Source organism: Aquibium sp. A9E412 (assembly GCF_030398335.1).
GTDB lineage: Bacteria > Pseudomonadota > Alphaproteobacteria > Rhizobiales > Rhizobiaceae > A9E412.
This window is the reverse complement of sequence record NZ_JAOAOP010000104.1, coordinates 1-7,581: the sequence shown is the minus strand read 5'-3', so window position 1 is coordinate 7,581 and position 7,581 is coordinate 1. Positions and strand designations below refer to the sequence as shown.

At 71.1% G+C, this 7,581-nt stretch carries 8 protein-coding genes; 5 read left to right on the top strand and 3 right to left on the bottom strand.

The genetic code is table 11. From position 1 onward, the window contains the following. Positions 1–182: 182 nt before the first annotated feature. Entirely contained in the window at positions 183–1,001 is an 819-nt protein-coding gene (locus N1F89_RS19920) for a lytic murein transglycosylase (RefSeq protein ID WP_290086203.1), read from the bottom strand. A gap of 205 nt (positions 1,002–1,206) precedes the next feature. Here N1F89_RS19920 and N1F89_RS19915 point away from each other — a divergent pair, with 205 nt between their 5' ends. From N1F89_RS19915 to N1F89_RS19895, 5 genes are all read left to right on the top strand, one after another. Beyond that, positions 1,207–2,220 carry a putative zinc-binding metallopeptidase gene (locus tag N1F89_RS19915; protein ID WP_290086201.1) on the top strand — a complete coding sequence of 338 codons (1,014 nt, stop codon included), beginning with the start codon at positions 1,207–1,209 and terminating at the stop codon, positions 2,218–2,220. Positions 2,221–2,443: 223 nt separating this feature from the next. Then, on the top strand, positions 2,444–3,988 hold the full coding sequence (gene ffh / locus N1F89_RS19910) for a signal recognition particle protein (protein WP_290086200.1): 1,545 nt from the start codon (positions 2,444–2,446) through the stop codon (positions 3,986–3,988). Beyond that, positions 3,985–4,380 carry a chorismate mutase gene (locus tag N1F89_RS19905; protein ID WP_290086199.1) on the top strand — a complete coding sequence of 132 codons (396 nt, stop codon included), beginning with the start codon at positions 3,985–3,987 and terminating at the stop codon, positions 4,378–4,380. The genes ffh and N1F89_RS19905 overlap by 4 nt, the downstream gene beginning before the upstream one ends. A 1-nt stretch (position 4,381) precedes the next feature. Further along, complete coding sequence (gene rpsP / locus N1F89_RS19900; protein WP_290086198.1) at positions 4,382–4,783, top strand: 30S ribosomal protein S16; 402 nt, start codon at positions 4,382–4,384, stop codon at positions 4,781–4,783. Positions 4,784–4,929: 146 nt separating this feature from the next. After that, positions 4,930–6,120, top strand: a complete 1,191-nt coding sequence (locus N1F89_RS19895; protein ID WP_290086197.1) for a VWA domain-containing protein — start codon at positions 4,930–4,932, stop codon at positions 6,118–6,120. A 75-nt stretch (positions 6,121–6,195) separates the two neighbouring features. On the opposite strand, the gene N1F89_RS19890 is transcribed toward N1F89_RS19895, so the two are convergent. Continuing rightward, positions 6,196–6,921, bottom strand: a complete 726-nt coding sequence (locus N1F89_RS19890; RefSeq protein WP_290086196.1) for a glutamine amidotransferase — start codon at positions 6,919–6,921, stop codon at positions 6,196–6,198. Positions 6,922–6,928: 7 nt separating this feature from the next. Continuing rightward, positions 6,929–7,411, bottom strand: coding sequence for a TerB family tellurite resistance protein (locus N1F89_RS19885; protein WP_290086195.1), 483 nt, complete (start codon positions 7,409–7,411; stop codon positions 6,929–6,931). Positions 7,412–7,581 lie beyond the last annotated feature (170 nt).

The following is a 7,581-nucleotide window of genomic DNA, read 5'->3' as shown; positions in this document are numbered from 1 at the left end:
CTGCGTTTCACGGAATCGCAGATCGGCTCTAACGCATTGTTTTCACGCGTTTCCGAACGGCGAACCGGTTTCCACTTCGCCTGGAAACGCTATAGCGCGGCCCGCCTCTCCCGGCATCACGGATCGGCGCCAACGCGTTTTCGTCAGCGCGTTTGCGGGCGGCGAAGCGGTATTCCGTCGCCTTAGCCGTCGATGTCCCGGCCGATGATGGCGATCGCCTGCTGGTAGACGCTGGCTGCGTTCCAGCCCTGCAGGGCGCGGAAGTTGGCCTGGCCGGGCTGGTAGCCGGCACCCGGCCGCCAGCCGTGCGCGCGCAGGAAGTTGGCCGTCGAGGCGAGCGCGTCGGCCGGCGAGCGGATCAGATCGACGCGGCCGTTGCCGTCGCCGTCGACGCCGTATTTCAGCGCGTTGCCGGGCAGGAACTGGGTGTGGCCGATCTCGCCGTGCGCGGCGCCGACGGCCGACGGGCTGAGCATGCCGCGGTCGATCATCGTCAGCGCGCCGTAGAGATGCGGCGTGAAGAAGTCGGAGCGCCGGCAGTCATAGGAGACGGTGGCGATCGACGACAGGATGTTCTGGTTGCCCATGAAGCCGCCGAAGCCGGTCTCCATGCCCCAGATCGCCAGCAGCGGGCCGGGCGGCACGCCGTAGCGCCGCTCGATGCTGTTGAGGAGGCTCGCATGGCGCTGCTTCATCGACTTGCCGCGCCGCACGATGGCATCGGCGCCGCGCTTCTGCATGAACTGCGACAGCGACAGCTTGAAGCTCTTCTGGCCGCGGTCGGCGGCGATGGTCTGGCGGTTGTAGCTGGTGCGCTGCAGCGCATCGAGCGCCCGCTGGCCGACGCCGCGGGCGGCCGCCTGCTGCGTGAACTGCGCCTTCCAGCGCTCGAAGCCCGAGGCGTTGTTGCCGCACTGCGCCGCCTGCGCGCCGGCGGTCGTTGCGAGGCCGACGAACAGCGTCGCCGTGACGATCAGGATGCCTTTGATGCGAGCTCCCATGGCCCTCTCCGTGCTTGCGCTCTGCTGGCCGACGCTGCTGCACCGCCGCCTGCCGTCCCGTGCCGTTCTGCCGGGTGAAAACGATTCTTGGTAGCCCCCCGGCATTACCGCGATGTTACCGGTCCGCGCGAAAAAGGGAACTCCCCGGCAGGGGCAACGTTGCCGGACGGTTACCGTTCCCGCGCCCGACGACGCCACGACGCCGATGAAGCTCTTCTCCTGCCCGCGCTGCGGCGCGCGGCTCTATTTCGAGAACTCGCGCTGCCTCGCCTGCGGCACGGCGGTCGCCTGCCTGCCGCGCGAGGCCCGCTTCGCGCCGCTCGACGAGACGGCCGGCTGCGCCAACCGCGAGGCCGCCGCCTGCAACTGGGCGGCCGAGGCGGGCGGCCTGTGCGCGGCCTGCCGGCTCAACCGCACCATCCCCGACCTCGCCGTGCCCGGCAACGCGGCCCGCTGGGCGCGCGTCGAGGCGGCCAAGCGGCGGGCGGTCTACGCGCTCATCGCCTTCGGTCTCGATGTCGCCGGCAAGGCGCACCCGGATGCCGAGATCGGCCTGGCCTTCGATCTCCTCGCCGATCCGCCGCAGGGCGGCCGGGTGCTGACCGGCCACCACGCCGGGCTGATCACCCTCAATGTCGCGGAAGCCGACTCGGTCGAGCGCGAGCGCATGCGCACCGCGATGGGCGAGCCCTACCGCACGCTGCTCGGCCACTTCCGCCACGAGCTCGGCCATTACTACTGGGAGCGGCTGGTGCGCGACGATTCCGCCCGGCTGGCGCGCTTCCGCGCCCTGTTCGGCGACGAGCGCGCCGACTATGCCGCGGCGCTGCGGCGCCACTACGAGGCCGGCCCGCCCGTCGACTGGCAGGAGCGCCACATCTCCGCCTACGCCGCCAGCCACCCGTGGGAAGACTGGGCCGAGAGCTGGGCGCACTATCTGCACATCGCCGACACGCTGGAGATGGCCGAGGCGCTCGGCCTGCCCTTCGCCCATCTCGACACCGTGGTCGAGGCGGAGGGCTCCGGCGGCTTCGAGGCCGCGCTCAGCCGCTGGCTGGCGCTCGGCGAGACGGTCAACGCGCTCAACCGCTGCATGGGCCTGGCGGACCTCTACCCCTTCGTCATCTCGCCGGCCGCTGCCGGCAAGCTGCGGTTCGTGCACGCGCTGCTCGCCGGCCGGGCCGCCGGCGCCCAGCCGGAGGCGGACCGCGAAGCTTGACTCCGGCGGCGTTTTCCGCTCAAACGCCGCACAACCAGCGACGAGTGCCAACTCCGAGCCGCCGACCGGGACGCGACAAGACGATCCCGGAGGTCAACACCCGGCAGCGCGATGCGCCCCCGGGTGCCGTTCGCCGTTGCGGCGAGACCGGCGGCGGGGTTGGGATGCCGGCGCAAAGCCACTACCTCTGCGGCAGACAAGACCGCAGACACGAGGAAGGCAGATGTTCGAGAACCTGCAGGACCGGCTTGGCGCGATCCTCAACGGGCTGACCGGGCGCGGCTCGCTGTCGGAGGCCGACGTCTCCGCCGCGCTGCGCGAGGTGCGCCGGGCGCTGATCGAGGCCGACGTCGCGCTCGAGGTGGTGCGCGGCTTCACCGACCGCGTGCGCGAGAAGGCCGTCGGCGCCACGGTTCTCAAGTCGATCAAGCCCGGCCAGATGGTCGTCAAGATCGTCCACGACGAGCTCGTCGAGATGCTCGGCGCCGAGGGCGAGACGATCGACCTCAACGCGCCGGCGCCCGTGGTGCTGATGATGGTCGGCCTGCAGGGCTCGGGCAAGACGACGACGACCGGCAAGATCGGCAAGCGGCTCGTCGAGCGCCAGGGCAAGAAGGTCCTGATGGTCTCACTCGACACGCGCCGGCCGGCCGCCCAGGAGCAGCTCAAGCAGATCGGCGAGCAGACCGGCGTCGCCACGCTGCCGATCGTGCCGGGCCAGTCGCCGGTCGACATCGCCAGGCGCGCCGTGCAGGCCGGCCGTCTCGGCGGCCACGACGTCGTCATCCTCGACACCGCCGGCCGCACCCACATCGACGAGCCGCTGATGGCGGAGATGGCCGACATCCGGCGCACGGCCGAGCCGCACGAGATCCTGCTGGTCGCCGATTCGCTGACCGGTCAGGATGCGGTCAACCTCGCCAAGAGCTTCGACGAGCGCGTCGGCATCACCGGGCTGGTGCTGACCCGCATGGACGGCGACGGCCGCGGCGGCGCGGCGCTGTCGATGCGCGCGGTGACCGGCAAGCCGATCAAGCTGATCGGCACCGGCGAGAAGATGGACGCGCTCGAGGAGTTCCATCCCAAGCGCATCGCCGACCGCATCCTCGGCATGGGCGACATCGTCAGCCTGGTCGAGAAGGCCGCCGAGACCATCGACGCCGAGAAGGCGGCGGCGATGGCCAAGAAGATGCAGGCCGGCAAGTTCGACCTGAACGATCTCGCCGACCAGCTGCGCCAGATGCAGAAGATGGGCGGCATGGGCGGGATCATGGGCCTGATGCCCGGCATGGGCAAGATGAAGGACCAGATGGCCGCCGCCGGCCTCGACGACAAGACCTTCGCCCGGCAGATCGCCATCATCCAGTCGATGACGCCGAAGGAGCGCTCCCACCCCGACCTGCTCAAGCACAGCCGCAAGAAGCGCATCGCCGCCGGCTCCGGCACCGACGCCGCGCAGATCAACAAGCTTCTGAAGATGCACCGCCAGATGGCCGACGCCATGAAGGCGATGGGCGGCAAGGGCAAGGGCGGCGGCGCCATGCGCGGCCTGATGGGCGGCATGGCGCAGAAGATGGGGCTCGGCGGCATGCCCGGCATGGCCGGCGGCATGCCCGACCTGTCGAAGATGGACCCCAAGCAGCTCGAGGCGCTGCAGAAGCAGGCCGAGGCCGCCGGCCTCGGCAAGGGCGGCGGCGGCCTGCCGGGCCTGCCCGGCGGCGGACTGCCCGGCCCGAACGGCCTGCCCGGCCTGCCGAGGAAGAAATGAGCGCCGCTCCCGACACCGCCCGCGCGGCGGCCGTGCGCCGGCTCGGTCAGTTGCGTGCCTCGATCGACAACATCGACGCCGCTCTGGTGCACATGCTGGCCGAGCGCTTCCGCTGCACCCAGGACGTCGGCCTGCTCAAGGCCGAGCACGGCCTGCCGCCGGCCGACCCGGCCCGCGAGAAGGAGCAGATCGCGCGTCTGCGCCGGCTCGCCGACGAGGCCAACCTCGATCCCGACTTCGCGGAGAAGTTCCTCAACTTCATCATCCGCGAGGTGATCCGCCACCACGAGATGATCGCCCGCGGCAATGGCGGCAGGACCGTCGGCGCGGGCATCGCCGAACCGGCCGCAGCGGCGGCCGAACGCCACAACGAAGACCAATCAGGAGAATGACATGGCACTGAAGATCCGTCTGGCCCGCGCGGGCTCCAAGAAGCGGCCCTACTACCACATCGTCGTCGCCGACGTACGCGCGCCGCGCGACGGCCGCTTCATCGAGCAGCTCGGCGCCTGGAACCCGATGCTGGCCAAGGACGCCGAGCGCGTGACGCTCAACGAGGAGCGCATCAAGCACTGGCTCGAGCACGGCGCCCAGCCGACCGACCGCGTGCTGCGCTTCCTCGACGCCGCCGGCCTGGCCAAACGCCCGGCGCGCGCCAACCCGCAGAAGGGCGAGCCCGGCAAGAAGGCGCAGGAGCGCCTGGCCGCCGCCCGCCAGGCCGAGGAGGAGGCCAAGGCCGCCGCGGCCGAGGCGTCCGCCAGCGAGGCGGCGCCGGCCGAGGAAGCGACCTCCTGAGGCACGGTGTGATCGCGGTCCGCCCGACGGACGGGGCGGGCCGCGCGACCGCGCCGCGCACCGGGCGAGGCCGCGCCCTGCCGCGGCCTGCGCGCAAGCCCATTTCGGGCTGACAAGGCGGCCGCCGCGCACTACCTTTCCGGCCCATGTTCATACCCTTCTTCCTCGAGCTGAAAGCCGCGCGCGTGCCGGTCTCGCTGCGCGAGTACCTGACGCTGCTCGAGGGGCTCGACGCCGATCTGGTCACCTATGACGTGGAGGGCTTCTACTACCTCGCCCGCGCCGCGCTGGTGAAGGACGAGCGCCACATCGACCGTTTCGACCAGGTCTTCGCGCATGCCTTCCGCGGCGTCGAGGCGGTGTCGGGCGAGGCGCCGGTCGACCCGCAGGCGCTGCCCGAGGAGTGGCTGCGCCGGCTCGCCGAAAAGCACCTCAGCGAGGACGAGAAGAAGCTCGTCGAGGCGATGGGCGGCTTCGACAAGCTGATGGAGACGCTCAAGCAGCGGCTCGAGGCGCAGAAGGGCCGCCACCAGGGCGGCTCGAAATGGATCGGCACGGCGGGCACCTCGCCGTTCGGCGCCTATGGCTACAATCCCGAAGGCGTGCGCATCGGCCAGCACGAGAGCCGCCACCGCCGCGCCGTCAAGGTGTGGGACAAGCGCGAGTTCCGCAATTTCGACGATTCCGTCGAGCTCGGCACGCGCAACATCAAGCTGGCGATGAAGCGGCTGCGCCGCTGGGTGCGCGAGGGGGCGGAGGAGGAGTTCGACCTCGCCGGCACCATCCGCTCGACCGCCGAGCACGGCTATCTCGACGTCAAGACGCGGCCGGAGCGGCGCAACGCCGTCAAGCTGCTGATGTTCTTCGACGTCGGCGGCTCGATGGACGACCACGTCAAGGTGGTCGAGGAGCTGTTTTCCGCCGCCCGCGCGGAGTTCCGCCAGCTCGAGTACTTCTACTTCCACAACTGCCTCTACGAGGGCGTGTGGAAGGACAACCGGCGGCGCCATTCCGAGGTCGTGCCGACCTGGGACGTGCTGCACAAATACGGCCCCGACTACAAGGTGATCTTCGTCGGCGACGCCGCGATGAGCCCCTACGAGATCGCCTATGCCGGCGGCGCGGTCGAGCATTGGAACGAGGAGCCCGGCGCGCTGTGGTTGCAGCGGGTGACGGCGCAGTGGCCGCATGCCGTGTGGCTCAACCCGACGCCGCGGCGCCATTGGGACTACACCCATTCGATCGGCATGATCCGCGAGCTGTTCGCCGAGCGCATGTACCCGCTCACCCTGGCCGGGCTCGAGGCGGCCACCCGCGAGCTGTCGCGCGCGCATTGAAGCGTTTGCAGGCGAAGTGGAAACCGGTTCGCGCGGAGATGGCCAAGAACGCCGTCACGGCTGCGGTCCGCCGGCTCAGCCGCGCTCGCCGCCGCGCCCGTCCGGCGTGCCGAAGACGAGCGCCAGGAACTCCTCCAGCCAGGCCTTGAGGTGGCGGTCCCAGATCAGCCGCCCGCCGAGATGGTCGCGGCCCTGCTGCGCGCCCGGCAGCACGAAGCGGTGCGCGCCGCGCACCACCCAGCGCTGCATCATGGCGCGCGTCAGCTCGGCATGGAACTGGATGCCCCAGGCGTTGTCGCCATAGCGGAAGGCCTGGTTGGGATAGGCGTCCGCCGTCGCCAGCAGCACGGCGTCGCGCGGCAGCGAGAAGCCTTCGCGGTGGAACTGGTAGACCATCTCCGGCCAGTGCATCAGGTGGCGGCCGGCCTCGGTCGCCTTGAGCGGGTACCAGCCGATCTCGACGAGCCCGTCGTCGTGGCCGTGCACCTGGCCGCCCAGGTGATTGACCAGCATCTGCGCGCCGAGGCAGATGCCGAGCAGCGGCTTGTCCTCCATCAGCGGCACCGACATCCATTCGGTCTCGCGGCGCACGAACTCGTCGTGATCGTTGGCGCTCATCGGCCCGCCGAACACAACCGCCCCGGCGTGCCCGGCCAGCGTGTCGGGCAGGGCGTCGCCGAGCGGCGGGCGGCGGATGTCGAGCGCGAAGCCGCGCGCCTCCAGCAGCTGGCCCACCCGCCCGGGGCTCGAAAGCTCCTGGTGCAGGACGATCAGGACCTTGCGCGGCGCGTCCTCCGACATCCTCGCGTCAGCGGTCCCCGCCGCCTCGTCCCGCGCGCTCGAGCACGCGCTGGCGCAGCAGCACGCGCTGCCGGCTGTCGACGCCGATCAGCTCGGCGACCCGCCACACGATGTTGTCCTCCAGCTCGTGCAGCTCGCCGTCGGCATAGACCATCTCCCACATCAGGCCGATGAACTCGGCCCGCGCATCGGCGTCGAGATGGCGCTTGAGCACGCTGGTGAAGGCATAGAGGTCGACGGCGTCCTGGTCGGCCTCCTCGCCGGCGGCGACCAGCCGGTCGAGCTCGGTGCCGGACACGCCATAGACGCGCGACAGCCCCTCCTTGAGGCGCGCCGTCTCCTGCGGGTCGCGCACGCCGTCGGCATCGATGACGTGGAACAGCAGCGCCGCCGCGGCGACGCGCGGGTCGTCCTCCGGCGTCAGCGAGCCGTCGGTCCGCCCGTCGGCGCCCGGCAGGTCTTTCAGAAAGGTGAGGATGCGGTCGAACATGCCTTGTCCCGTTGATCTCGCCGCAAGGCCGCGGCGCCGGCCGGCACGGCGCCGCCCGTGCGCCGGCGCCCGGCGGTCAAAACAGCCGGAAGCGTCCCGGCGCCCTGTCTTCCGGCGCGCGCGGCTCGACGCCGGGATCGTCCGGCGGCCGCCGGCCGCGCTCGTCCTCC

Bases quoted from the DNA above. Each gene is read 5' to 3' on its own strand.
- N1F89_RS19920 (WP_290086203.1), bottom strand. From the start codon at position 1,001: ATGGGAGCTCGCATCAAAGGCATCCTGATCGTCACGGCGACGCTGTTC.
- N1F89_RS19915 (WP_290086201.1), top strand. From the start codon at position 1,207: ATGAAGCTCTTCTCCTGCCCGCGCTGCGGCGCGCGGCTCTATTTCGAG.
- ffh (WP_290086200.1), top strand. From the start codon at position 2,444: ATGTTCGAGAACCTGCAGGACCGGCTTGGCGCGATCCTCAACGGGCTG.
- N1F89_RS19905 (WP_290086199.1), top strand. From the start codon at position 3,985: ATGAGCGCCGCTCCCGACACCGCCCGCGCGGCGGCCGTGCGCCGGCTC.
- rpsP (WP_290086198.1), top strand. From the start codon at position 4,382: ATGGCACTGAAGATCCGTCTGGCCCGCGCGGGCTCCAAGAAGCGGCCC.
- N1F89_RS19895 (WP_290086197.1), top strand. From the start codon at position 4,930: ATGTTCATACCCTTCTTCCTCGAGCTGAAAGCCGCGCGCGTGCCGGTC.
- N1F89_RS19890 (WP_290086196.1), bottom strand. From the start codon at position 6,921: ATGTCGGAGGACGCGCCGCGCAAGGTCCTGATCGTCCTGCACCAGGAG.
- N1F89_RS19885 (WP_290086195.1), bottom strand. From the start codon at position 7,411: ATGTTCGACCGCATCCTCACCTTTCTGAAAGACCTGCCGGGCGCCGAC.